Origin of the sequence: Christiangramia gaetbulicola, assembly GCF_003054225.1 — a bacterium.
GTDB lineage: Bacteria > Bacteroidota > Bacteroidia > Flavobacteriales > Flavobacteriaceae > Christiangramia > Christiangramia gaetbulicola.
Map to the genome: position 1 here is coordinate 250,958 of NZ_QBKQ01000003.1, position 26,852 is coordinate 277,809.

At 38.4% G+C, this 26,852-nt stretch carries 22 protein-coding genes; 13 read left to right on the plus strand and 9 right to left on the minus strand.

The genetic code is table 11. The annotated features are described in order from the left end of the window. Positions 1 to 23: 23 nt before the first annotated feature. A complete protein-coding gene (locus C8P64_RS12655) occupies positions 24 to 338 on the plus strand; it encodes a rhodanese-like domain-containing protein (RefSeq protein WP_108172449.1) in 315 nt (104 codons plus the stop codon). A gap of 160 nt (positions 339 to 498) precedes the next feature. Next, positions 499 to 1,188: an outer membrane beta-barrel protein gene (locus tag C8P64_RS12660; protein WP_170106663.1), complete on the plus strand. Its 690-nt coding sequence runs from the start codon at positions 499 to 501 to the stop codon at positions 1,186 to 1,188. Between the two features lie 285 nt (positions 1,189 to 1,473). Here the strand turns inward: C8P64_RS12660 and C8P64_RS12665 are convergent, their stop codons facing one another. Both C8P64_RS12665 and rlmF read right to left on the minus strand, forming a co-directional pair. Further along, complete coding sequence (locus C8P64_RS12665; RefSeq protein WP_108172451.1) at positions 1,474 to 2,058, minus strand: HD domain-containing protein; 585 nt, start codon at positions 2,056 to 2,058, stop codon at positions 1,474 to 1,476. A 234-nt stretch (positions 2,059 to 2,292) separates the two neighbouring features. Further along, positions 2,293 to 3,156: a 23S rRNA (adenine(1618)-N(6))-methyltransferase RlmF gene (gene rlmF / locus C8P64_RS12670; RefSeq protein ID WP_108172452.1), complete on the minus strand. Its 864-nt coding sequence runs from the start codon at positions 3,154 to 3,156 to the stop codon at positions 2,293 to 2,295. Positions 3,157 to 3,234: 78 nt separating this feature from the next. On the opposite strand from rlmF, the gene C8P64_RS12675 reads away from it, so the two are divergent. Next, positions 3,235 to 4,545: a DEAD/DEAH box helicase gene (locus C8P64_RS12675; protein WP_108172453.1), complete on the plus strand. Its 1,311-nt coding sequence runs from the start codon at positions 3,235 to 3,237 to the stop codon at positions 4,543 to 4,545. A gap of 72 nt (positions 4,546 to 4,617) precedes the next feature. On the opposite strand, the gene C8P64_RS12680 is transcribed toward C8P64_RS12675, so the two are convergent. The 5 genes from C8P64_RS12680 to C8P64_RS12700 form a co-directional block, all read right to left on the minus strand. Continuing rightward, positions 4,618 to 5,655, minus strand: a complete 1,038-nt coding sequence (locus tag C8P64_RS12680) for a patatin-like phospholipase family protein (protein ID WP_108172454.1) — start codon at positions 5,653 to 5,655, stop codon at positions 4,618 to 4,620. A gap of 104 nt (positions 5,656 to 5,759) precedes the next feature. Continuing rightward, positions 5,760 to 7,187 carry an exonuclease domain-containing protein gene (locus C8P64_RS12685; RefSeq protein ID WP_108172455.1) on the minus strand — a complete coding sequence of 476 codons (1,428 nt, stop codon included), beginning with the start codon at positions 7,185 to 7,187 and terminating at the stop codon, positions 5,760 to 5,762. Positions 7,188 to 7,347: 160 nt separating this feature from the next. Next, on the minus strand, positions 7,348 to 9,147 hold the full coding sequence (locus C8P64_RS12690; RefSeq protein ID WP_108172456.1) for a vWA domain-containing protein: 1,800 nt from the start codon (positions 9,145 to 9,147) through the stop codon (positions 7,348 to 7,350). Between the two features lie 121 nt (positions 9,148 to 9,268). Then, positions 9,269 to 9,883: an SGNH/GDSL hydrolase family protein gene (locus C8P64_RS12695; protein WP_108172457.1), complete on the minus strand. Its 615-nt coding sequence runs from the start codon at positions 9,881 to 9,883 to the stop codon at positions 9,269 to 9,271. A gap of 30 nt (positions 9,884 to 9,913) precedes the next feature. Beyond that, a complete protein-coding gene (locus C8P64_RS12700) occupies positions 9,914 to 10,678 on the minus strand; it encodes a helix-turn-helix domain-containing protein (RefSeq protein ID WP_108172458.1) in 765 nt (254 codons plus the stop codon). Positions 10,679 to 10,955: 277 nt separating this feature from the next. Between C8P64_RS12700 and C8P64_RS12705 the strand changes: the two genes are divergently transcribed. The 10 genes from C8P64_RS12705 to C8P64_RS12750 all read left to right on the plus strand — a co-directional run bounded on the left by C8P64_RS12705 (position 10,956) and on the right by C8P64_RS12750 (position 24,789). Next, positions 10,956 to 11,351: a type III secretion system chaperone family protein gene (locus C8P64_RS12705; RefSeq protein WP_108172459.1), complete on the plus strand. Its 396-nt coding sequence runs from the start codon at positions 10,956 to 10,958 to the stop codon at positions 11,349 to 11,351. A gap of 11 nt (positions 11,352 to 11,362) precedes the next feature. Further along, positions 11,363 to 12,079 carry a PspA/IM30 family protein gene (locus tag C8P64_RS12710; RefSeq protein WP_108172460.1) on the plus strand — a complete coding sequence of 239 codons (717 nt, stop codon included), beginning with the start codon at positions 11,363 to 11,365 and terminating at the stop codon, positions 12,077 to 12,079. Positions 12,080 to 12,081: 2 nt separating this feature from the next. Further along, a complete protein-coding gene (locus C8P64_RS12715; RefSeq protein WP_108172461.1) occupies positions 12,082 to 12,792 on the plus strand; it encodes a hypothetical protein in 711 nt (236 codons plus the stop codon). 15 nt (positions 12,793 to 12,807) lie between these two features. Further along, positions 12,808 to 14,886 carry a flotillin family protein gene (locus tag C8P64_RS12720; RefSeq protein WP_108172462.1) on the plus strand — a complete coding sequence of 693 codons (2,079 nt, stop codon included), beginning with the start codon at positions 12,808 to 12,810 and terminating at the stop codon, positions 14,884 to 14,886. Positions 14,887 to 14,974: 88 nt separating this feature from the next. Continuing rightward, complete coding sequence (locus C8P64_RS12725; protein ID WP_108172463.1) at positions 14,975 to 19,852, plus strand: DNA repair ATPase; 4,878 nt, start codon at positions 14,975 to 14,977, stop codon at positions 19,850 to 19,852. 83 nt (positions 19,853 to 19,935) lie between these two features. Next, complete coding sequence (locus tag C8P64_RS12730) at positions 19,936 to 20,388, plus strand: methyltransferase family protein (protein WP_108172464.1); 453 nt, start codon at positions 19,936 to 19,938, stop codon at positions 20,386 to 20,388. A 213-nt stretch (positions 20,389 to 20,601) separates the two neighbouring features. After that, positions 20,602 to 21,174, plus strand: a complete 573-nt coding sequence (locus C8P64_RS12735; RefSeq protein ID WP_108172465.1) for a Crp/Fnr family transcriptional regulator — start codon at positions 20,602 to 20,604, stop codon at positions 21,172 to 21,174. A gap of 85 nt (positions 21,175 to 21,259) precedes the next feature. Beyond that, positions 21,260 to 22,633, plus strand: a complete 1,374-nt coding sequence (locus C8P64_RS12740; RefSeq protein WP_108172466.1) for a TolC family protein — start codon at positions 21,260 to 21,262, stop codon at positions 22,631 to 22,633. 16 nt (positions 22,634 to 22,649) lie between these two features. Next, a complete protein-coding gene (locus C8P64_RS12745; RefSeq protein ID WP_108172467.1) occupies positions 22,650 to 23,612 on the plus strand; it encodes an HlyD family secretion protein in 963 nt (320 codons plus the stop codon). 1 nt (position 23,613) lies between these two features. Beyond that, the gene (locus tag C8P64_RS12750; RefSeq protein ID WP_108172468.1) at positions 23,614 to 24,789 is read left to right on the plus strand and encodes an ABC transporter permease; all 1,176 of its coding nucleotides are present in this window, start codon (positions 23,614 to 23,616) and stop codon (positions 24,787 to 24,789) included. 81 nt (positions 24,790 to 24,870) lie between these two features. Here the strand turns inward: C8P64_RS12750 and C8P64_RS12755 are convergent, their stop codons facing one another. Together C8P64_RS12755 and C8P64_RS12760 are read right to left on the minus strand one after the other, a co-directional pair. Next, entirely contained in the window at positions 24,871 to 25,929 is a 1,059-nt protein-coding gene (locus tag C8P64_RS12755; protein WP_108172469.1) for an NAD-dependent epimerase/dehydratase family protein, read from the minus strand. A gap of 152 nt (positions 25,930 to 26,081) precedes the next feature. After that, positions 26,082 to 26,672, minus strand: a complete 591-nt coding sequence (locus C8P64_RS12760; protein ID WP_108172470.1) for an EF-hand domain-containing protein — start codon at positions 26,670 to 26,672, stop codon at positions 26,082 to 26,084. Positions 26,673 to 26,852: the final 180 nt, after the last annotated feature.

Here is a 26,852-nt window from a genome sequence, read left to right on the forward strand (position 1 = left end):
CAATAAAATTTAATGTTACTACTATGAAAGAATTAAGTCAGGAAGAATGGCAAAAGCAATTAAAGAATGATAAGGAGGCCGTCATTCTCGATGTAAGAACTGAAGAGGAAGTAGAAGAGGGTTATATACCGAACTCAAAGAATATTGATATATATAAAGGTCAGGGTTTTATCAATGAGGTTGAAAAATTAGACAAATCCAAACACTATTATATTTATTGCCGCTCTGGTAAGAGGAGTTCTCAGGCTTGCACTTTACTGGATCAAATGGGGTTTAGTGAGACCTATAACTTGCTTGGAGGTTTTTCTGAATGGGAAGGAGAAAAAACCACAGATTAAAAGAAATCTATATAGAATTAAAAGCACCAATATTTGGTGCTTTTTTATTTGTGATATACTCAGGGCGGCTTTTTTACGTTAAAAACATGAGGTGAACTATTTGATTAGTCTATTAAATTGATATATTTATCCCCATAAGTCCGCGAATTATACTATGATTATGAATAAAGCACTTTATCTACTTGTTATTGGTTTGTTATGCTTTTCAGCGACTAACGCTCAGGAATTTAGCTTCGGTATTAAAGGAGGTCCCAGTTACGTGATGGGCGGTCAGATCACCGGTCGAGTAGGAGGAGGTACCGATTTCGGAGGAACTGTAGAGGCTGATTCAAAATTCAAATATCACGGTGGTGGTTTTTTTGAAGTTAGGTTCAATAAATTCATGATACGTCCGGAGCTTATTTACAGCGCAATGGAAACTGAATTTGGGTTTCCTAGGCGGCCTTCAACATATGCAGTAGAAAAAATTAGTGTCCCTCTTCTTTTTGGATATAACGTATGGGGACCTTTAGATATTTATGCAGGTCCTGCTTATCAAAAAATATTAGATGCAAGTTTAGAAGGAAATGAGCCAGATCAACCGGTAATAGTCCAGAATAGTCCTTTGGCGGCACAGGCTGGAATTAAGGCCGCTTTTGGACGTTTTGAACTAGATCTTAGATATGACCGCACCTTGGCATCCAAAGAACCCTATATTATCAATATAGTAAATGGAGGACAGGATGGGTATGGTATTAATACTGCAGATTTCGATGACTCCAGATTGAATCAGTTATTATTGAGTATAAGTTTTAAGATATTTGATAGTGCAGCAAATCCTGGAAGAAGAAAAGGCGGCTGTTATTTCTAGAATTATAATTAAAAAATTTCAAATTATATAAATGCCCTCTTTCTGGAGGGTTTTTTTTTGATCTTTATTAAGCTGAATAAAAAAGGGACAACTTCTGTTGTCCCTTTTCCTGGTTGGTTAGCTAATGAATAAGGTTGAATTTTTCACCTATGCTAGTCTTACTCAGTAACCAAAACTTTGAATATTAAAGCTATAGCTATTTTTTTTAATTTCCTATATATGTTGAAATTTTGCTTGAATTAGAGCAGAATGCAGTAAAAAAAGGAATATAAAAGCTGAAATATTCTACTTCTGCAATTGGGAATTGATCAGTTTTTTGATGTTTTTCTGTTTTACAGGATCCAGCACATTAATCCCGTAATGTGTATGAAATGTATGAGAATACAAAAAGTCTAGCTGAATTTTAAACCATTCCTTTTCGTCTATTTCCGGTCTGATATGTTTTAGCTCCTTGTACAATTGATTGGAATAAATATCATACTCGTCGGTTCCCAAATAAAATAGGTCTGCATCTGCAACTATTTTATCATAGATGTTATGGGTTTCCTGAGGAATACGGGTAGCATTGATCATTCCACAGATAGTCTCGATCTCCTCCTCAGAATAATTAAATTCTGGTAATTCCTTAGATGCCAGCTTACAGCTTTTGGTCTCGTGATCTTTACGTCCTATCAAAAAACCGGCATCATGATATAATGCGGCGACTTTAATTAATTCGATCTCTTCCTCTGAAAGACCCTCATCTCTGGCAAGAAAAACCGAGCGTTCTATCACACGTTTTGTATGATCCAGACTATGATAATAGAGATAATAAGGGAGACCTTGCTCCAGGCGAGTGAATAGATTTTCGAAAATCTGAGTTTTTTCCATGTTAAGGTCACTTCGTCTCACAATAAATCCTACCCTTATTTAATACTATTTACGAAAATTAATACAAATGAGTCTAATTTTACCTTTTAACTTTTTATGAAATTTCCTGATTGATGGAATTTAAAAATCAGATTTTCAGTAAAATATGAAAATTTTTAAGTTATTAAATATAACGTTTTCCTTTGCAAATAAATTCAGAAAGCCTATTAAAAATAAAAAATGAGTCTGTTGACTTCATCTTTCACCGAATTTCCATGCAATTAGACGACTTTTTTTATTTCCCAGAGCCATTTCTATGGTTTTGAATTCGGCTTTTAGTTTTTTTAATTGTTTGTAAATTTTCGGCAGGTTTTCTTTTTTTGAAACCAAACTGGTAAACCAACCTACCTGCGTTTTGAATAACGCACTTTCTCTAATCATTCTTTTTAAAAATAAAGCCTCTCCGCCGTTGCACCAGAGTTCATTCGCCTGTCCTCCAAAATTTAATTCTGAAGAATCTTTTAAACCAAGATTCTTTATTTTTCTGGATGCTGCTTTATCAGCTTCTTCTTTTGAGGCATGAAATGGCGGGTTACAAATACTGAAATGATAATATTCACCTGGTCTGATCATTCCCTTGAAAATGCTTCCGCGATCATCCTGATGTCTTATTTCAATGTCTTCAATAAGATTTGGATTAGCCTGAATGTTAGCTATGGCTGCTTCTACAGATAGTTTTTCAATATCTGTTCCCAGCATTTTCCAGCCATATATACGGTTAGCCAGAATTGGATAGATCGCATTGGCTCCAACCCCAATGTCAATACCTTTGATCTGGTCCTTTATATTTTCTTTAGATAGAAGATCTGACAGGTGATGAATATAATCTGCTCTTCCCGGAATTGGCGGACATAAATAGTTTTTGGGAATACTCCAGTTATCAACCTTGTAATGATGCTTTAGCAGAGCTTTATTCAGTTCAAGTACAGCATCAGGATCAGCAAAATTAATGGTCTGGGTTCCATATTTATTCAGAAAAACAAATTTGGAAAGTTCTGGATTTGACTGGACTAGAGCTTCAAAGTCATATGAACCATTATGAATATTCTCTGGATGCATTTTTTGAATTTAGAATAGCTTCAAAGGTAAAAGTTTTCAATCTGAATAAACTCTATAATTTAGCTGTACTTTTGGGGCATGGCCAATAACATTAAATCTGAGAGAGAAATTCTCAATAAACTGAATATAAGTAGCCTTAATCCCATGCAAAAGGAGGCGGCTGAAGCGATTAGTTCTTCAGAAAATACAATTTTACTATCCCCCACGGGTACAGGAAAAACCCTGGCCTTTTTACTACCCCTTCTGGAAGAACTTGATGCAGAGCTACCAAATGTGCAGGCAATGATCCTGGTGCCTTCAAGAGAATTGGCGATACAGATTGAGCAGGTTCTAAGAGAAATGGGAACAGGTTTTAAAGCTAATGCGGTTTATGGAGGCAGATCTTCAGCAAAAGATAAGATCGAATTAAAACATGCGCCGGCAATACTCATAGGAACTCCCGGAAGACTGGCCGATCATTTGAGAAGAGAAACTTTTTCTTCAGAAGATATTAAAACGATTGTTCTGGATGAATTTGATAAATCACTGGAAATTGGTTTTAAGGAAGAAATGTCTGAGATATTTGATCTTCTTCCAAATATTGAAAAGCGCATCTTAACTTCAGCAACCCAGAATGTTGAAATCCCACGGTTTGTAGGAATGAGGGATGCAAGGAAGATCAATTATTTAACAGAAGAAACTCCGCTGCTGAAGGTGAAAACGGTGAATTCACCGGATAGAGATAAACTTGAAAGTCTCATTGACCTGCTGGCACATATTGGTAATAAACTCGGGATCATTTTTTGTAATTATAAAGATAGCATAGAGCGGGTAAGCGAATATTTAGCTGAAAATAATATTTCGCATGGAACTTTTCACGGCGGGATGGAGCAACAGGATCGTGAAAGAGCCTTGATTAAATTCAGAAATGGAACGCACAGAATCATCATTGCGACCGACTTGGCTGCAAGAGGCATCGATATTCCCGAACTAAATTTTATAATTCATTATCAACTTCCTTTTAAAGAAGCTGAATTCACCCATAGAAATGGCAGAACGGCCAGAATGGATGCTAAAGGGACGGCCTATGTACTGAAATGGGAAAAAGAGGAATTACCGGAATTCATCGAGGAGTCAACCATTCAAAAACTGAAATCGAATCCTATAGAAAAGGAAACCGAATGGAAAACCCTTTTTATTTCTGGAGGAAGAAAGGACAAAATATCAAAGGGGGATATTGCCGGTTTATTTTTTAAACAAGGAAATCTTAACAAGGAAGAACTAGGGACTATTGAATTGAAACAGGATTGTAGTTTTGTTTCGGTTGCTGCTTCAAAAGCTAAAGGTATTATAGAGTCACTCGATAACTCAAGATTGAAAAAGAAGAAGGTAAGAATCAGACTGGTCTAGAATTATCTTCTTTCTTTAAGAGACCACCGGAAAAGAGTTTATGTTCAGGAGAATGAAAATTAGGATCAATGATTACTGATTTTCTATCAGTTTATCGACTATTAGAGCCAGCTCCTTTTTATTTTCAGCAACGGTCAAAAGCCCATCTCGGTGTAGGGCATTCAGGTTTTTTTTACTGGCATTATCTATAGAATTATCTGCATTGATGATCTTTGGTTGTATACGGTGATAATCCATTTGATCCGCCTTCGGTAGGGTTTGGTAAATCTTTCTAAGCTGATAGTCTACGGTTTCAGAGTTTCCACTCATCATCATGTCAAACAGAGGTTTGATCCATTGAAAAACACCTGCATTTTTAAAATCTTTATAATAATAAGGCTCTTTAATATCTCCTGAACCAATACTCACGATGATCATATCTTTAGCTGTAGGTTTTAAAGACTTGGAAGGGTTACTGAGTATTTTTTTAAAATCTATTTTCCTGGCCTCGGCGTAAGCACATAGAGCTGGATTATTTGCAAAGACACCACCATCTATTAAGGCATGCGTAGTATCATCCATAGATTTGATCCTTGAAGGTTCAAAATAGGTAGGAGCTGCAGATGTGGCCCTGGCAACCTCTCTCATGTAAAAGTTGTTTTTAGATTCTTTAGCTTCAATACTGGTAAAGAAAAAGGCTTTCCTGTTCCTTATGTCATAACTGGAAATAATACATGGTTTTAGGCTGTCGCTTAAAAGATTTTGAGACAGATAGTTTTTAAGCAGTTTTTCCAGGAAGCGTTCAGGATATTTTTCATCTATAATGCCGTTAAGATTTCTGATCTTTTCGAGAATGGAAACTTTAAATATTTCGTCACCTTTCTCCAGGAAAAGGTTTAGAACTTCTTTGGCGCTATATTTTGACTTTTTTTTGTCATCTGGACATAAATATAATAGGGTAAGAATTCCCCCAGAACTGGTTCCTGCTACAAAATCAAAGTATTCAGAAATAGATGCACCAGGATTTTCACTTTTCTCCTTCAATTTATCTTCAATATAAGATAGAACGGTAGCGGGAATGATACCGCGAATTCCCCCGCCATCAAGAGATAAAATGCGGATTTTAGACATGGTGTTCGATTGAGTTAGTATTCTAAATTTAAGAATAAAAACCCGTTGAACGTCTTAAACAATTGATAATCAATTATTTTTGAGGTTTTTAGATAGTCTTTTTTCTATCCAAACCAGGTTTCCGCCTCCATTTCTTCACTAACTTCTGTAGAGGTAAGTGGTATTTTGGTCAGATTCTTTTTAGTATTCAGGTAGCGACTCACGATCCTGTCTGCATAACTGGAAGTTTTTGATTGCGTCAGGTAATTTCTAAAGTCCTCTGGATGCTTTAACTCCTCTGAATTATCTATATATCCAAACCCGGCATACCTGCCTTTGTTAAGATAAACGAAAGATTTTTCATTTTTGTTACGCCCTTTTTCTACCAAAAGGCAGGAATCCTCATATCGCGAAATGAATTCCACTGCCTTTTCTACACGACGGTTATATTCATCAATACTTATCTCATTCTCACAAACTCCACTGCAGGCAGTGATCTTATAATGATCGCATACCTTAACTCCGGCTTGTAACCCACAGTATTTGGGACATAGCTCAAATTCCTGACAAAGGTATTCTAGAAATTTTATGGCTTCTTCCCGGGTGTAGAATTTCATCCAGCTTACCGGTGCGATCTTATTCTTGTGTAATGCAAATTGTTCAATGCCTTTTTGATTGTGATAGGAGGTTAGGGTATAGGGTCTACTAACTTTTTTCTGAGCCTTATTAAATTTGGGATAGTATTTCAGGATCAGTTCAGATTCGCGTAGCAATGCAAGTAATTCATTTCCGGTTAGCTCGTAATCGATGCTATAAGTCTCCTGCATCAATTTATATTTTCGATTAGATCTTTCCTGAAAATGAGACTTTATCCTGCTCTTTATATTTTTTGCCTTTCCAATGTACAGAGGCCGTCCATCTTTATCCTTGAAAAAATACACACCTGTTGTGACAGGGAGCTTTTCAAAATCTGAACTTTTAAAATTGGGAGGTAAATAAGAAGCGGCAGTTTTTTGATTGAGTAACTGATTGATCACTTCAAATTCCGGATCTAGGGACAGGCATCTTTGAAATAGGGTTACGGTGGCATCACAATCCCCTTTAGCCCGGTGGCGATCTATATGCGGAATATTTATCGAGGTGCAAATATTGCCTAAACTGTAGGAAAATAATCCCGGAATAAGCTTTTTGGTTAGACGTACTGTGCAGAGTCTTTTCCGTTTAAAATCTCGCCCAAGGTTGGAAAATTCTGCCCTAATGATATTATAATCGAAATTCACATTATGAGCCACAAAGACACAATCTCTGGTGATCTTTTCAACTTCATCAGCTATTTCAGAAAACTGTGGTGCATTACTCACCATTTCGTCATTAATGCCCGTAAGGCTTTCAATATAAAGCGGGATTGCCTGGCTGGGATTCACAAGAGAAGAATATTCTTCGATCACTTTTCCATCCTGCACTACGATCACACAGATCTCTGTGATCCGGTTCCCTTTGATCCCGTTGCCGGTGGTCTCAATATCGGTAATGGCGAATTTCACATCTTTCATGCTGGAAAATTACTGCTTAATTGGAAAATATCCAAATGATAGGAAAAAATCCAAAAATGATTATCGGTAGCTTTTTAATGGTCGCATTAAATGCTCAAAACTTGCGATAAAAAAAAAAGGACTTAAAATCTTAAGTCCTTTTGTGTTAGAATGGGGTTTGTTATTTTTCGGTCATATGGTCCATGCTGCCATAACTTTTTGCCAGTCTTATAAATTCTGCGCGGTAACCCTCCTTATCTTTTCCCCGACCTTTTTCGGCAAGATCTATCACCATTGGAATTTCCTTTCCGTTTGTAAATTCAGAATCTCTCAAATTCATTCCGAATAAAGCCAGGGCAGAAATGAAATTGAAATCTTCGGAAAGTTCTTTTTCTGAAGTAGTAGTAACCACTTCTTCAATCAGTTTGCTTTTTTCACCGTCAGGATCTTTATATCTGAATTTTACGGTTAAAAGTTCTTCAGAATTCTTTGCTATTGGAACCTGTTTAGAATATTTATAATCGTCAATATCCTTAAGAAATTTACTTTTCACTCCTTTTGGAATTATTTCGTAAACGGCGGTAACATTATGTCCGCTGCCTAATTCTCCAGCATCTTTTTTATCATCGTTGAAATCTTCATCATTCAGTAGCCTGTTCTCATAACCTATCAATCTAAAGGCTTCCACATTTTCCGGATTGAATTCCACCTGAATCTTCACATCTTTAGCAATGGTATATAAAGTTCCGCCAAATTCAGTCCCTAAAATTCTTTGAGCTTCCTGCATGGAGTCTATATAGGCGTGATTACCATTGCCGGCCTGGGCCAGAGTTTCCAGTTTCGAGTCTTTATAATTTCCCATTCCGAAACCAAGTGCGGTTAAAAATACGCCTGATTCTCTCTTTTCCTCAATAAGGTCTTTCATGGCATTATCACTATTCAATCCCACATTAAAATCACCATCGGTTGCCAGGATAACCCGATTATTTCCACCTTTGATGAAATTTTCCGAAGCAATTTTATAAGCCAGTTCAATTCCCTGGCCTCCTGCCGTAGAACCGCCAGCAGCAAGTTGCCCAAGTGCTTCTTCGATCTTTATTTTCTGATCTCCAGATGTTGGCTCCAGCACTACACCGGCAGCACCGGCATAAACTACGATCGACACTTTATCCTGTTCTCTTAACTGCTGGGTGAGCAGTTTAAAAGCCGACTTCAGCAGCGGTAATTTATTTTGCTGATTCATAGATCCTGAAACGTCTAGCAGAAATACCAGATTGGACGCCGGTACATTTTCCATGGGAATCTTCTTTCCCTGAATGCCTATTTTTACCAGTTTAGTATCTCTATTCCATGGCGTTTGGGCATATTCTGTCTGGATCGAGAAAGGGTATTTTCCTTGTGGTTGCTTATAATCGTAATTAAAGTAATTGATCATTTCTTCGATCTTCACTGCAGCTTTAGGAATTTCAAGACCATTATTGATCATTCTTCTAATATTGCTATATCCAGCCTTGTCAACATCAATAGAAAAAGTGGAAAGAGGAGAGGCTTTTACCAGTTTAAATGTATTCTCTTCTATTTCTTTATAAGATTCATTTGCTGTAATTGGGGCCTGTGGACTCGCAACTCCTCGTATTCTTATCCCTGGGGAATAGCCACTGACTGCGATACTTTCATTTACCATTATCACTTCATCCAAAGTGCTGGAATCTGCTTCCATGACGACATTTATTTCACTCCTCTTCTCTACTTTTATTTTTTTTGTTTTGAAACCTACAAAGCTGAAAACAAGTATATCCCCGTCTTTGGCTTCTATGGAATATTTTCCATCCATATCTGTAGTTGTTCCAGTCGATGTCCCCTTAATTATGACATTTACACCGGGAAGGGATAGATTGTCGGTATCGGTGACTTTACCGGTAATAGTTTTTGCCTGTATGTTGAGGCAAATGGCGAAAATCAAAAAGTAGAATAATCTCATAATAGTTTAATTGAGATCAGAAGGTAGGGCGACTGAAAGTTAGTATTGTAATTTGTGGCGCAAATTTCAGGCCGAAAAAGTAAAAGCAAATAATTTCAGAATTTTATCTCTGGAAGTCAAACTAATTACATTTCCATTTTAATAATTCAGATGCGATAATTTCCGCGGCAGCTTCACTACCTTTTTCCGAAGGATGAAAACCATCGCCGGAATAATAATCGAAATTGTCGGTAGTATCGAAATGCTCTTTCCATTGCTCTCCAACAGGAAGTAGTAGGGCTTCATTAATTCTGGCTGCTTCCCTGTGATTTTTGATCACTGCATCAAACGTATTATAATATTCGAGGGAAGGCCAGACCATGAAATAAGCCGTTTCCGTATTATTTATTTCACATAGCTCACGGAATTTTTTGCCATATTCGATCAAAATTTCTCTTCCAAATTGTTGGGAAGATGGCCCTTGCTGAAGTATTACCAGGTCAAACTTTTCATTGGAGATAAGGTCTTGAGCCTTTTCTTCGTTCCAGTGATCTATCAAAGCATAATTGGGATACGCCAGCATTTCAGTTTCAATTTTCATTCCTTTCTTAAGAGCAACTTTTCTTACAAGGCCGGGAAGATCATTGGTATAGGTAAGACTATTCCCGATAAACAGAATTTTGAATGTTCTATCCGAATTGAATGAATAAAAAGTCAAACAAATAAGAATTAATAGGATAGGTTTAAATGCCTTCATAGGCTGTGTATAGCAAGTTGATCTATTAATTTAATTGTCCAGGGATGATCTCAATTTTTGAAATTCTGTTTCTAAGAACGAAAGTTTCTCCTTAATATCTGTATTTCGTTTTTCAGGAACGCGGTGATAGAAGACGTATTTTAATTCCCACAATTCCTTTACTTCAGTATGGTCTATTTCCAGCTCATCTATGCCCCGGTGATCTGCTTTTAAGATAAATTTTTTACTGGCCTGGAATACTCTTCTTAAAAAGATCCTGTCTTTTAATATTAACAGGTATATACAGGAACTTTGAAGATCGGGGAATCTTTTCCGAGCTATTCTTTCTCCAATGATGATATCTTTAGGATAAAGGCCGTCATTATCTGAGCTCATTTCAAGGTTATCCACGACATATGCTCTTAGCTCATTATCATTGGTTACAGGAAGGTTGAGATATGGCAGGTCATCAATAAAATTCGGGTTATCATGATGCCTAAGATAGTCAGTTTGGAGCTGAGGAGTGATACAAGGAATTTTTATAAAGAGATCGTTATTCTCTTCCAGTACATTAGATTCAAAATCTACTTTAAACTTTAGCAACTGATTTACCGTTAGTTCTTTGGTGAGCATGTCGCCAATAGGGATGCTAAAATAATTAGCAATTTTAATGATGGTTTCAATTTTAGGTTCGCTTCGGCCTTCCTCATAAGCACCTAAGGTACCGCGTTTTAAATCGAATATTTCAGCGAAAGCTTGCTGACTAAGCGATTTTACGCTTCTTATTTTTTTGATGTTTTTTCCGAATAAAGACATTTATTTGCTAATAATATTTGCAGAAATGAAATAATAGTGTATCTTAGTCTAACAATATTAGCAAATAACATCATCAATCGCTAATATTTTTAGTTTAAATCCTGTTCGAACGGTTTAATCTTAAGTATCAAATTTATTCATCAATCAAAAAACGACTTTATGATCGCTATTGTTATTTACGCTGTGACAGAGCTTGTCAATATTCTTTAACAAAGTCTTAATACTTTTTTGTATTATTAGGCTCTCAAATTTTTAGTACTAACCGTAACAACCACCTATGAAAAATCATTTCAATATCACGAGAGATTTTTTACTGGAATTAAATTTTAATATTACCAGGGAGAACCCAGATGATGGACTCTTTGTAATTCAGAAAGAAAATTCCGGAATTAGAAATCTTATCGTCGGGGTAGCCCCGCCAATATTAATTATGGAGCAATATATTTTTAAGATCAATAACCAGTCTGAAAAGATCTTTAAAAGCTTGCTGCAAAAGAACCGCGACATTGTCCACGGCGCTTTCGTGCTGGACGATTCTGGCGAAAAGGTAATTTACCGGGACACTCTTCAAATAGAAAATATGGATCTAAACGAACTGGAGGGAAGCCTAAATTCCTTAAGTCTGCTCATGAGTGAATACTCAGACCATATCATCGAATTTTCAAAATATTAAAACTAACCGTTATGAACATCTTTAGAAGATTATTTAAAATAGGAGAGGCAGAGACGAATTCTGCCATAGATAAAATGGAAGATCCCATCAAAATGACCGAACAGGGTATTAGGGACATGAAATTGGATCTTGATAAAAGTCTGGAAGCCCTGGCGCAGGTTAAGGCTCTGGCCATAAGAGCCAGAAATGACCAGGAGGAGTTTCAGAATAAAGTAGACGAATATCAGAATAAAGCTATCATAATTTTGAAAAAAGCTAATTCAAAAGAAATGGATGCTGCTGAAGCAGACAGGCTTGCCAAACAGGCGCTTGTTCAAAAGGAGTCTGCAGAACAGCAGGTTTCAAGGGCTAGAGAAGAATCGCTGAAATTCGATAATAACGTGGCCCAGCTTCAAAAGAACATTCAAACCATCAAAGCCAATATCGGCAATTGGGAGAATGAACTCAAAACATTGAAAGCCCGCGTAAAGGTGAGCAATGCTACCAAGAATCTGAACAAACAAATGGCAGAGCTTGACAGTACCGGGACGGTTTCCATGCTTGAACGAATGAAGGAAAAAGTTGCCCAGGAAGAAGCTCTGGCAGAGGCTTATGGCGATATTGCAAATGCTTCAAAATCTATTGATGAAGAAATAGACAAAGCAGCAGATACTTCTAAAGCTAAAGCAGATGATGAGTTGGAAAAGCTAAAAGAACAGTTAGGGATGAAAAATTCTAAAGACGAATAACCTTGGCTGAACTAACCAATATACTTTTTTCAGAAGTAAACGTAATATTGAGTGTTTTACTTATTATCCTGATTATTTACTGGATCATTACCATGATTGGTGGTTTTGATTTCGAACCAGACTTTGACGTAGATATCGATGTAGATGCAGATGTTGACGTTGATTCTGGGATCGAAGGAGGAAATATGGATTTTGAAGATATTTCAAATACCGAGATCAACCAGGAGGATGTGGTAGGTAAGAGGAGAAAACCACTAAAATGGTGGCAGATCTTTCTCATCTATTTCAACTTTGTTGGTCTGCCTTTTATGTTCACATTCACGTTCTGGATCTTTATCTGGTGGTTTATTACCGCGATCACTACGGCCATGACCTACACCTATGATAATTTTATAGGTTTTGGTATCATGATCCTGGCAATCTTTCCTGCTTTATTTTTAACTAAGATCTTTACCACCCCGTTCAAGGGATTTTTCAAAAATCTAAATAAAGATGGGGATGCTCCAATAGACTATCTGGGAAGAAAGGCAACTTTACTATCATCTATTTCTGCAGAAAAAATGGGAAATGCCGAGGTGAGTGTAAATGGAGATTCTATGTCTATTTACGTGAAATCGCTTAATGGCGAACCTTTAAACTACGGTGCCAGTATTTTGATCATTAAGAGATCTGCAGACCGCAATTATTACCTAGTACAATCTTATAACGACTAATTAATCTAATCAAAAATGGAATCAATTTTACCAATCATTGGAATTGGAATAGGCGTATTACTATTCCTTATCATCGTCTACTTCGCGATCATCGCGATGTTCTACAAAAAAATACCTCAGGGTCAAGCCCTCATCAGGACTGGTTTTGGCGGCACCAAAGTAGCTACAGATAAAGGACTTTATACGGTTCCGGTTTTTCATAAGACCGAGATCATGGATATTTCGGTAAAGAAGATCCAGATCGAAAGGCTTGCTCATGAAGGCCTTATTTGCAAGGACAATATGAGAGCAGACATTAAAGTGGCCTTTTTTGTTCGCGTAAATAATGATATTGAATATATCAAAAAGGTAGCTCAGACTATCGGGGTAGACCGGGCTTCTAAAATTGCCACCCTGGAAGATCTTTTTGAGGCGAAATTTTCTGAAGCGCTTAAAACCGTAGGGAAGAAATTCGATTTTATCGAACTATATGAAGCCAGAAGGGAATTTCGTGATGAGATCGTAAATATTATCGGGACAGATCTTAATGGTTATACCCTGGAAGACTGCGCGATCGACTTCCTGGAGCAGACCTCAGTAAAAGAATTAAAGCCAGATAATATTCTGGATGCCGAAGGTATCAAAAAGATCACTGAGCTTACGGCGGTTCAGAATATGAAAGCCAACCTTATTAAAAGAGATGAGGAAAAAACAATTAGAAAGCAGGATGTTGAAGCGAGGGAAGCGATCCTGGAACTGGATAAGCAACTAGCTGAAAAAGAGGAACAGCAAAAACGTGAGATCTCGAACATCAAGGCTCGTGAGGAAGCCGAAACTCTTAAAGTAAATGAAGAAGAAAGGCTGAAATCTGAAAGCGCCAGAATTGCTACGGAAGAAAAAGTGAAGGTTGCTGAGGAAAACATGCAACGCCAGATCATCGTCGCCCTTAAAAATAAAGAACGTACAGATGCTGTTGAATCTGAAAGAGTTGAAAAAGACAGATTGCTCGAAGCTACCGAAAGAGAAAGAGTGGTGACGCTGGCCCAGATCGAGAAAGAGAAAGTTGTTGAAGTTGAGAAGAAAAATATCCAGGATGTGATTCGCGATAGAGTGATGCTGGAAAAAGGAGTGGTAGAAGAACAGGAAAATATGAAAGATATCCAGGCCTTCAAAACTGCCGACAGGGATAAGCAGGTTAAAATAACTACTGCGGAAGCACTGGCTCAGGAAGATTTGATCAAAACAATTAAATCTGCTGAGGCGCAGAAAGAAGCAGCGAAACAAAAGGCCGAAGAGATCAATATCGAGGCTCTTGCTCATAAAGAAGCCAGCCAGAAACAGGCAGAAGCACGTAAGATTTTAGCGGAAGCGCAAGCTAAAGAAGAAGCAACTGTAGGTATGTCTGAAGCTCAGGTGATGCATGCTAAAGCTGATGCTAATGAGCGTCAGGGCTTAGTGGAGGCTACTATAATTGAGAAGAAAGCGAAAGCCGAGGCGGCAGGTATCGAAGCGAAAGCAGATGCCAAGCGCAAAGAAGGACTTGCTGAAGCCGACGTGATCAAAGAAAAAGCTATTGCCGACGCTTCAGGAATAGAAGAAAAAGCTGCAGCAATGAAGAAACTGGATGGTGTTGGAAAAGATCACGAAGAATTCAAATTACGTCTTAATAAAGACCTGCAGATAGATCTGGCTAATATCAATATCCAGAAAGAGATCGCAGATGCTCAGGCCCAAGTGATTGGAGATGCTCTTAGAGCTGCCAAGATCGATATTGTTGGTGGTGAAACCATGTTCTTCGATCAGATCGTGGGACAGATCACCAGAGGTAAAGGATTTGACAGACTGGTGCAGAACTCCAATAATATTCAGGAGGTAAAAAGCGCAATTTTAGGAAGTGAAGATGTAAAAGGAAATCTTCTTGAAAAAGTAAGGGATTTTGCTTCTAAGTATGGGATTTCCACAGAAGATCTTAAGAACATAAGTATTGCAAGTTTGATCACAGATCTTAAAATGAAATCAGATAACAAGGAAGAACAAACCATGTTGGGTAATCTTTTGAACCTGGCCAAAGGACTGGGAATTTCAGACAGTACTATTCCAAGGCTTACTAAATAAACAAAAGCCGGCGATAATCGCCGGCTCTTTTTAAGCTTCATCAATCACTTTTTCATCAAATTAATCTAAAAAATCAGGATAGGAGATAATGGCAAAGGAACCTATAAAGGAAGATAATGCGCAAAAACTGGATGTTGGTACTTATGAGGTCATCCAGAACCGGCTTCAGAAACAAAAGACAGAACTTCAGCAACGCCTAAAGAAATTAAATGAAAGCCGAAAGGAAGTCTTTGGGTCACTGGAAACTAAACTCATCGCCAATGATCGCATTAATACTGAAAATAACTGTATAGCCAGGGATATTGTATCTCTGGGAAATACCTGTCTTTTTGGTTATAATGTACATTTTGGATTAAGAACTGAAATTACGCTTAGCGATGTGATGAGTGTATATGAGTTCAGAGATAATAGTTTTGAAGCTATTTCAGCCGATCTACTGAAAGATGAGGTTTTTGAAGCAGATTTTAAGAATCTTTATAAATATTACAGAAACACCATCTTTTCCAAATTTGCCGTGATTGGGAATTACGTGTACATGGTTTTTCAGCTAAGTGAAAGTGTAACCGATATTAAGACTTTTAAATGGCTTATTAAAGACGGTGCACTTCAATACATAGATAATCGGAGCGATCACGAATATAAACTTCCAAAACAACATGAATTTAATTGGCAGGAAGTTTCCCGCGATATGCATCGCCAGGGGGTTCATGCGCATGTTTCTATTCTGGATCGTGTTTTTGTAGAAACCATTGGAGGTGATCTAACCATAAAGGTTGAAGATAATACTGATGATGGAAAGGGAATCTATTCTGAAGAGGTTGAACATCGCGATCAAACCCTGGATGATGGTCAGTATAGATTTGCCAACCTTGGTAACCTAATCATTTTAGAAGTTAAACCCTTTCAGGAAGAACCAAGATATTTTGTGTACAATCATAAGCTGAAAGAAGTTCAGAAGATCGAAAGCATAAAGGATTCCTGTGTCCTGTTGCCCGATGATCACGGAGTTATTTTCCCTTCCGGATATTATTTGCAGACTGGAGAATACCACATTTTTGAAAATAGCATCACTAATGTAAAATTTCAGGAAAAGGTAAGTTCTCCAAACGGTGAGGATTATCTGTATGTTTTTTACTCGCCAAATACCGGACTATACAACCTGATGAGTTACAATGTGATCTCCCAGGAAATTCAAACTCCCATAATTTGTAATGGCTTTACCATTCTTGAAAATGGGGAATTATGTTATTTCAGAAATGAAAATGAACAAACTCGCCATCACGTGATCCAGATATGGCAAACGCCGTATTTAAAAGGTGACTTTATGCCTTCCAAACATGAGGAAAGTCTGCTTTATAAAATCGGGAATAAGGATATCGTAAAGGCGATGGCGGAGGTTAATGGCCTTATAAACCTCCTTCATAAGGAAGATAATTATGACGGCTTGTATGCAGATCTTGCCAAGCAGTCTAAGGATATTCTGGATGCATACTACTGGATAAAAGAAGCTGAAACGCAGCAATTAAATGAACCTTTGAAAGAGATCAACCAGGCGGCCAACGCGGCGATGGATGAATTTCAAAAGGTGCTGCAATTAAAAAAGAATGCTCGCCAGAAAACCGATGAGATCGCGAAAAAAGCAGATCAGCTTTTCAGTAAAATTAAAAGCACTGGTTTTAGAAGTATCAATGACTTTGTTAATGCGCTAACTCAGTTACGTTCCTTGCGTGGAGAAGCGATAAGCCTGAAAGATATTCGGTATGTAGATGAGAAATATATTGATAGTCTTGAAGAGCAAATTTCAGAACAAACCGCAAAAATTTCTGAGCGTTGTGTCACTTTTCTCCTTGATGATAAAGCTTTAAAACCTTATGAAGCGGCAGTTGCAGAAAAAGAGAAGGAATTAGGGAAGATCAAGAAAGTAATCGATGCGCGAAAACTGGAAGAAGAGGTTAATAAAATTTCTCAGGATCTGGAACTTTTAATCGAGATCGTATCAAATCTTGAAATCGAGGATACCTCTCATTCCACCAGCATTATTAATAATATCTCCCTGATCTTTGCGACGATCAATCAGTTAAAGGCAGAGATCCGGAAGAAAAGAAAATCTCTGGGTAGTGAAGAGGCGCAGGCCGATTTTGCCGCGCAGTTAAAATTGATAGACCAGAGCATTATCAATTACCTGGATATCGCAGATACTCCGGAAAAATGTGATGATTTCCAAACCAGGATTTCCATTCAACTGGAAGAACTGGAAGGTAAATTTGCCGATTTTGAGGAATTCATCAGCCTGATTATTGAAAAAAGGGAAGAGGTTTACAATGCCTTTGAAGCCCGTAAAAACAGCCTGGTTGAAAAACGAAACAAAAAGGCGATCGCTTTACAGAATTCTGCGGAAAGGATCTTAAAAGGAGTTCGGAAAAAAGCGGAATCATTTTCTGAAATTTCAGATATCAACGCCTATTTCGCTTCAGATATATTAGTGAATAAGGCCCGTAATATCGCCAAACAACTTCAGGAAATGGATGATAGCGGGAAAGCTGAGGAAATTCAGTCTTTACTGAAATCTGCGCGGGAGGATTCTTTGAGAAAGCTGAAGGATAAAAAGGAGCTTTATGAAGATGGTGAGAATATCATTAAACTTGGAAAGCACAAGTTCGGGGTAAACAACCAGGAGCTGGATCTTACCATTGTTTATGCTGATGGCGGTCTAAAATATCATCTTACCGGAACAGATTTCTATCAGAAAATAGAAAATGAGATTTTGCTGGAATCTGAGGAATTCTGGGATCAGGATTATATTTCTGAAAATAAATATATCTACAGGGGAGCTTACCTGGCCTATAAGATTTTTCAGAAATATCAGGATACAATAACCGGTAAAACGGAGGAGGAGCTGCTAAAGTTAGTGCAGGAGGAAAGCAGCAAGGATTATTCTGAAGGTTATGTAAAGGGAGTTCATGACCTGGATGCTGCGAATATACTTTCTGTTTTCATTCAAAAATACAAGGCGCTGGATCTTCTGCGATTTCATCCCGAAATTAGAGCTTGTGCCCAGTTTTTCTGGAATTTCATCGATGCGAAAGATCAGAAATATCTGAATGAAACCATAAAAGCATCGGGAGATGTATTGCAATATTTCCCAGATTCCCGGGAGTATGAATTTCTCCTGAAAAAACTGGGTACGGCGATATTTGATTTTGGGGAGCAATCTGGAATTTACGAAGCTGCATTTGCGGAAGAGGCAGCAAAATATATTTTTGAAGAACTTCAGAATGATAACGATTTTCAGAAAAGCGGAATTGCGATTCAGATCAAAGAAGAATTTTTAAGCAAACTGAAAGAACAGAAGGCCGATCTTAAATTCCGTAAAACTCTGGATAACCTGGAATCGAAAGAAGCACAGGTTTCCTTGATTCGCCAATGGGTGAAGGCATTTTTGAATACTCAGGCCGGTGAAGATCTAAACCTGAATTTAAAATACGTCAACGAAGTTGTATGTCTTATTATGTTTGAAGACGAAGCGGTGCTGAATACAAAATTCACATCTCCTTCAGAAAAGATAAGCGGTTTAAAAGGTGAACATCATTTGATACAAAATGGTGTTTACGAATTCAATTACCATGATTTTGTAGCGATCCATGAAGGATATTTTAAAATAAAAGTTTCCGCTTTTCAGGAATTCAGAAAAGCAAAACATCAGGTTACAGTAGAACTGAAGGAGGATTTGAAACTGGAGGAGTTCAAGCCAGGTATTCTAAGTTCTTTCGTTAGAAATAAGCTGATAGATCAGGTGTACTTTCCATTATTTGGAGATAACCTGGCCAAACAACTAGGAACGGTGGGTGATCAAAAAAGAACCGACAGGATGGGACTTTTATTGCTGATTTCTCCACCGGGTTACGGGAAGACCACGCTTATGGAATATATCGCCAACCGACTTGGTCTTGTCTTTATGAAAATAAACGGACCCGCGATTGGCCATGATGTTACATCAGTAGATCCTTCTTCTGCAAAAAATTCGGCAGCCAGAGAAGAGTTGAAAAAGCTGAATCTTGCCTTTGAAATGGGAAATAACGTCATGTTATATCTTGACGATATTCAGCATTGCAACCCTGAGTTTTTACAAAAGTTCATTTCACTTTCCGATGGAACTAGAAAAATTGAAGGAATCTATAATGGTAAATCCAGGACCTATGATATGCGCGGAAAGAAATTCTGTGTGATCATGGCTGGAAATCCATATACAGAAAGTGGGGAAAAATTCAGGATTCCAGATATGCTTGCCAACCGGGCAGATATTTATAATCTGGGAGATATCATTGGGGATACCGCGCATTTGTTCAGGTTAAGTCTTATTGAAAACTCGCTTACCTCTAACCCGGTAATGCACCAGTTAAGCAGTAAGAATTTCGATGATGTATACAGGCTACTGGATCGTATTGAAAATGAGAATCAGGAGGTTCAGCTTACCGGGAATTATACAAATCAGGAAATTCAGGAATATATATCGGTGCTGGAAAAGATCATTAAGATAAGGGATACTGTCCTGAAGGTGAACGCGGCCTATATTAAGAGTGCTGCGATGGAAGATGAGTACAGAACAGAGCCGTCATTTAAGCTGCAGGGATCGTACAGGGATATGAATAAACTGGTAGCGAAAGTGGTGCCGGTGATGAACGATAAGGAATTGAGAACGCTTGTACTTTCTCATTATGAAAGCGAATCTCAGACTTTGACTTCTTCGGCAGAAGCGAATTTATTGAAGTATAAGGAGCTTGTAAACCAATTGACTGATGAAGAAAAAGAGCGCTGGCAAAATATTCGTGAAACTTTCCAGAAGAATAATAAACTTAAAGGTTTTGGCGATAAAAATGAAATGGCCCAGGTTTTATCTCAAATGATGCAATTTTCAGATAATCTGGAAGGAATTCGAAAAGCTCTATTGAACGGATTTCAGAAATAGGTAGCTTCCAAATTATTATAGACATAATTAAATAATGTAAATTCATATGTGAATAAATTTCTCCCACAGAAACTTGGAAACTAATGGATCTAAGATCAAAAGATTATAAACTAGTTGGCCTACAGATGCTGTTGTTCATTCTTTATGTTTTTGATCTAAAAATTCTTTCACTTGCGTTTCCATCTTTCATTAAAACGGTGGCCTTTATTGTAGCAATTTTGGGAGTTGTCGTTTTAATTCTAGCGATGCTGCAATTAAGTAAGAACCTGTCTCCTTTTCCTTCACCTAAAACTAATTCAGAATTAGTACAATCGGGCCTGTATAAATATGTAAGGCATCCTATTTACACTGGGATACTGATTAGTTCTTTTAGTTTTGCCCTGGCCACAGCATCTGGTTTCAGGATACTGATCTCAATTTTGCTTTATATACTTTTTATCGCGAAGTCTGAATATGAGGAGAAGCTGCTAATGCAGCGTTATAAGGAATATGAGACGTATAAGAAACGAACCGGCCGTTTCTTTCCAAAATTTTAAAAATTTAGAACTTGACTTCAGGAGTTTTATTCAGTTCTGCCTGGACTGATGCCTGGAACCCGCAGGAAAAAATTTCTAAAATACTATTATAGAGTTCCTGCCAATTGAGAATTACTTCAATTTGAAATAGTATTTTTGTTTACTCTTCTTTTTAGCTTTGTTGCAGAAGCTGAAAGTATCAAAATTCCAATGCATCAATAGATTAAATGGGCTATGACGATTACTGATTTTTTAAAGGATTTAGTAGATTTTTCTGAAGCAGAACTGGACGATATCCTGTCTCATTTTCAGAAGGAAATAGTCTCAAAAAGTCAGCCGCTGGTGGAGCAGGGGCAGGTATGTCGTAAACTTTACTATGTCGAAAAAGGCATTGGCCGCAATTATTATCTCAATAGTGATGGCAAGGAGATCACGCAATTGTTCTTTGGAGAAGGCAGGTTCATGACCAGCCTGGAAAGTTTTTTCGAGGAAAGTCCCAGCCTTTACAACGTAGAAATGCTTGAAGATGCAGAGATACATTCAATTTCCAAGAATGAACTGGAACTGCTTTTCGACAGGTACCACAAAATGGAAAGGCTGGGCAGGCTCCTTTCTACTGAAATGCTTACGAAAGTTGTGCATAAACTAAATGCGATCCAGTTCCAGACCGCAAAGGAACGCTATGAATATATGCTTACTGAATATCCTGATATCATTTACCGGGTTCCGCTGGGAATGATCGCTTCTTACCTTGGAATGTCTCAGGAAACCCTTAGCCGCATCAGGAAAAAGAAAATAAGAGATTAGCACCACAGATCGTTTTTTGATATAGGTCAAAAGAATCCTCTCTTTTCAACCAGACCTTTGCACTGTAAAATTAAAAACAGTGGAAATGCATATAAAAAGGATAGGTGTTAGTACAGTTCTTTTGATCTTTCTAGGTTTGATTCCTTCTGTTTCGAATGCCCAGGATCTTGATCCCAGGCTTCAGGAACTCATAGGGAAGGGCATAGAAAAGAGTCATAAACTGAATGAAAAGGAATTCGAAGCACAGCAGGCAATTCTGGATCAAAAACTTGCCAAATCGGTCTTTCTTCCAAAGATCACCGTAAACGGAAATTATACCAGGTTAAATGATGATATCAGCTTTGATGATGATACCCAGAATCTTTTACTAGGGACTCAGAAATTATTAATAAAGGAAGCCGCAGGAGTGCCTTTCAACGCAGGTTTTCCGGAAGGAGTTCCCGTACAACCCATCCCGGCGATCCAGGAGAAGAATATTCTAAAATCATCTGTAGATCTCGATTGGGTTTTATTTAGTGGCTTTGAAGCCAGCAATGCACTCAAGGCCAGTAAACATAAAGAAGCTTCAATTAATTATGCGGCTTCAGCGCTACAGGATAAAGTCGCCTTAGAGATCATCGAAAATTACGACAGGTTAGCTCTTGTCAATGCTTCAAAGAAGGTTTTGGAGAGTACCGAAGAATTTCTTGATCAGCAGGAATTCTATGTCAAAAAGGCCATAGAAAATGGATTGGCCACTCCAATAGAACGAAAGAAGATCGAATTAGCGAGGCAGCAACTTATAGCGCGCCAGCTAGAATTCGATCATAATAAGGCTATTCTTATTGAAATGCTGCATAAGCTCACCGGTGAATCCAAGGAAACCTTAGAATTAATGATGCCACAATTAGATCCTTTTGCTTCAACAGGATTTGGAAGTATAGAAAAACGTGACGAGATCAAAGCTCTGGAAGAGGCCGAAGAGGCAAGTCTTTACAAAGCTAAAATGGAGAGGAATAATTTTATTCCGAAGGTAGCTTTAAAAGGACATTATGAATTGCTTGAAGACGATCTTTCTCTGCTCGATCCAAGATGGTATGTAGGTGTGGGTGTAAAGTGGAATCTTTTTGACGGGAATAAATCCAGACTCGAGAGTCAGAAAACTAAATATGAAGCCGAAAAATACCGGGAACAGCGCGAAGAAGCTGAAGAGATGATTAACCTGAGTATTACCAAGGCTGAACAAAGCCTGGCTTCTGCAAAGCAGAATATCCTGATTGTGCAAAAAGAGATCGAACTGGCCGATGAAACTTATGAAATGGTGGATAAGCAATACAGGAACGATCTGGCTTCAATAACCGATGTATTGGATGCCTTAAGGGATCTTGAACAGGCCGGATTCAAACTTCAGGAATCATATTACCAGCAACGACGAGCAACCGTAGATCTATTACACGCTCAGGGACAATTAAAATACTAACAGAAAATTTAGAAAAATGAAAATGATTAAAAATATAATGTGGGGTGGATTGGCAGTTTTAGCGATGACTTCCTGCAGCGACGACGAAAAGATCACCTCTCAAAGGGGAAAAGTCAAATTTGAAACTGTTTCGGTAAGCGGTAAGGTGCCGGGAAGGATCAGTAAGATATATGTAGAAGAAGGGCAGGAAGTGAATAAAGGAGATACCCTGGCGAAGCTAGATATTCCAGAGGTCAATGCCAAGATGATGCAGGCAGAAGGAGCGGTAGCGGCGGCTAAAGGTCAGCTGGATATGGCCTATAATGGTGCTACTACAGAACAGTTAAACCAGATCGCAGGAAAGCTAAATGCGGGGAAAGCTCAGCTGAATTTTGCAGAAGAGTCTTTCAAAAGGATCAGCAATATGTATAAGGATTCCTTGGTGAGCAGGCAGCAATACGATGAGGTAAAGATGAAGTTGGAAATGGCGAGGTCCCAGGTTGCAGCGCTGGAAGCTAAACGTGATGAGGTGAAAATGGGAGCCAGAAGAGAACAGATAGACCAGGCCAGGGGACAATTAAACCGTGCTTTAGGTTCTAAAGAAGAAGTTCAAAGTGCCTCTAACGAGCAATACCTTATCGCCCCGGCGAATATGTCTATTGAGACCATAAGTTTGAGCGAAGGCGAATTACTTACCCCGGGTTATGTACTCATTAATGGTTATGAAAAAGACAGTGTTTATTTCAGGTTCACTATTCCGGAATCTGAGATCTACGATTTTAAGGTTGGTAATTCACTCAAGCTTAAAAATCCTTATACCGAAGAAGAAACTTCGGGAGAAATTGTAGCTATTAAGCAGCTGGCGCAGTATGGAGATATTACCAGTACAGCACCATTATATGACCTTTCCGAAGCTATTTATGAATTAAAAGTGGTGCCTAAAGCAAAAACTTCAGCAGATAAATTTTTTATGAATAGCAGCATTCTTATAAAACAATAAAATGAAGGATTTCAAGAGCTTATTAAAAATAGAATTTCAGAGAATCTTTTCGAATAAGGTGCTGTTGGCGATCTTCTTTGGAGCTCCCTTACTTTATGGTTTCCTTTTCGGCTATGTATATCAGCAGGCTAAGGTGGTGGACCTTCCAATGCTTATCGTAGATGAAGATCATAGTCCGCTTTCAGATAAACTTATAGATGCCTTTCAGGATAATGAAGGTCTTGAGGTTAGTGAGGTGAGATATACTTCGGGAGATATAGCTGCTGAAATGCCTTATAGGGAATATGCCGCGGTGGTGACTATCCCGCAGGACTTTGAAGCTGAAATTCTTCAGAAAAGACATCCGGAGGTAAGGGTAGACCTGAACATGGCGAATATTCTGAACGCGAATATTGCCAGTAAGAACATACAATCGGTTCTATTGACCATGAATGCAGGAATCGAAATTGAAGGCCTGAAGAAGCAGGGTTTTTCCCCGGAACAGGCCAAAGACTCATATGAAAGCTTCAAGATCAATTTCAATAAACTGTATAATTCCACAGGGAACTATTTAACTTTCATGCTTCCCGGATTGCTGGCAGCGATCATGCAACAGGTGATCTTCCTGGCCCTGGCATTGGTTTTTGCAAGGGATTTTGAAGATAATTATTTTCGAACGCTGGCCAATACCAATAAGTGGTCTGTTTATCATATTGGGTTAAAAGCGGTTCCTTTCTTTATTCTGATCCCGGTAATGTGGTTTCTGGTAAGTGGTTTCATTCCTTACTTCAGGATAGATGCAGATATTTTCAACCTGCCCATGTTACTGCTTACGATTTTGCTGAGCCTGGCTTCGATGGGAATAGGGATGTTATTCTCAATCATTTTTCCAAGCCAGCTAAAGGCAACCGAATTATTGATGGTGATCTCTACCCCGGCCTTTGTACTGAGTGGTTTTACCTGGCCTTCGCTGGCGATCCCGGTGGCTATTCAGAATTTCGCGCAGATAATACCGCTCACGCATTTTCTGAATGGATTCAGAAAGATCGCTTTTTATGGCGGAGACCTTTCTTCCATAAGTCATGAACTAGGATTTTTATCGATCATTATTGCAGTAAGTTTTATGGCCATGAGCATTATTCTTCACTTCAAGATCAAAAAGATACGATCGGCTGGAGAAGTCCAACTCGCATCTTAGAGTAAGAAAAAGCAGAATTAAAAAAATCCCGCTCAACTGAAATTGGCGGGATTTTCTATTTTATCTTAGGTTCATGCGGGCCTAAATGATATCATTATCTATAAGTACCTGGAAAGAATCTTCCATTGTTTTTCGCATGGGTTTGAATTGAATACCCAGATCCTTTTTGATCTTGGAATTATCGGCTTTCCATTCGATATCTACATTATTCCGAATAAATTTCCTGGAAAGACTTTTATTCACGTAGGGCCCAATTATAAGCAATAACCATTTTGGTAAGGCCTTGGTTGGTACCGGGTAAGCTTCCCCATATTTAGGTTCAAGAGCTTCCCCTAGTTCAACAAAATTGGTGTTGTGCGCTGAGGTAATATATCTGCCTTTTGCTGAAGGTGTTAACCCGGCTTTAAAATGTGCTTCGGCGACATCGCGAACGTCAACCAGTCCTATTCCTATTTTTGGTGCTCCCATTTTAAAAGTTCCGTCTCCAAGTTGCTTGAGTAAACTGAAACTTTCAGAAGTTGTGGACTTAGGATTCAGGGGAGGTCCCATGACCAAAGATGGATTAATGGTCACCAGGTCCCACTCATCCTGATCTTTATTGATCTCCCAGGCCTTTTTTTCTGCCAGGGTTTTGGAATAGGAGTAGGGCTGATAATCCAGGGAAGCCGTGGTATTCCAGATATCTTCTGTTAGCACATTATTAGGAGCATCCTTAACGTCTTTCGCATCGGTATAGATCGCAGCACAGCTACTGGTTAGAACAACTCTTTTAACACCAGGAGTTTTATTCGCCTGGCTCAAAACATTATCTGTTCCCTTTACCGCGGGTTCTATCAGTTCTTTCTGGGCATCATCGAAATCTGAAGTAAAAGGAGAGGCAGTATGAAATACCAATTCACAGCCTTGCATAGCTTCTGCATAAGAGCCTACGTCCAGAAGATCAGATTTGAAATATTTGATGGTTCCGGGAGAATTTTCAGCAATCCCATTAAGGTGATGCACCTTATGCTCTTTTTCGGGATCACGAACGGCGGCATGTACCGTTAATCCATCTTCGAGTAGTCTTTTTACCAGCCAGCCGGCAACGTAACCGGTTGCTCCGGTCACCAGCACCGGTTTTGTTTTATCTATAGTGGTCATATTTTCTTTATTATTTAAATTCTGTTGAATTCTACATTCATAAAAGGTAAGACTTTTTCTGCAGCTGGGTTAAAGAATAGGTTTCGGTCTAAGTTCCAGGCATAAAAAAAGCACCTGGTTGAGGTGCTTTTAAAAATAGGTGGTTCATTAGATTATTTAGAACCCTGGGCAGATTTTACCTGTCCACAAGCCACAGGCAATGATGGTATACCATCCAATCCATGCAATACAATGGTTTTGTTCTGAAGCGGGGTGATTTCCTTGGTTACATTATAAAAGGTCATTTCAAAATCTATATTTCCATCATCGTCGGCAGTTGGAAACGGTTCCAGTGCTAAACGGATTCCCCCATAGAAAGGTACGCCTTCACCAACTGAAATAAGTCCGTCACCATCGGTATCGGCAGAAGCTGGCGGGCATTCTGAATTCCTGTTATTTTCAAGAAATCCGTGAATATGTTGCGCATGGGTTCCCGGCTGAAATCCGGAGGCGGAAATCTTTACAGTTAAGTTCACACCGTCTAGAATCAGGTCGGCAGAACCGGATACTCCGGAGTTGTTTAATTCTCCGAAATCAACTGTATACATTTTTGCCTTTGCACCGTTGTTCGGAATGTCCTGTGGATCATAATGCGCATCTACAGTGTTTAATTCTTCCATTCCGGTTTCTTCTTTGGAACATCCAACCATAAAAAACATGATCATTGAAAGCATTCCCAGGTAACATAATTTAAAAGTTCTCATAATTAAAAATTTTAGTTTTATATAGATACCTACGGGATAGAAGTAGTCTTTGGTTTTATGTAAATAGTTAATATTCAGTTAAATAGGTGGTGTGTAAGAAGATATTTTCAGTATGTATTTCCTTTTCTAGACGAAGAGTATAAATCTAATGTTTATCTACAAAAAAGAGATTTACAGTAG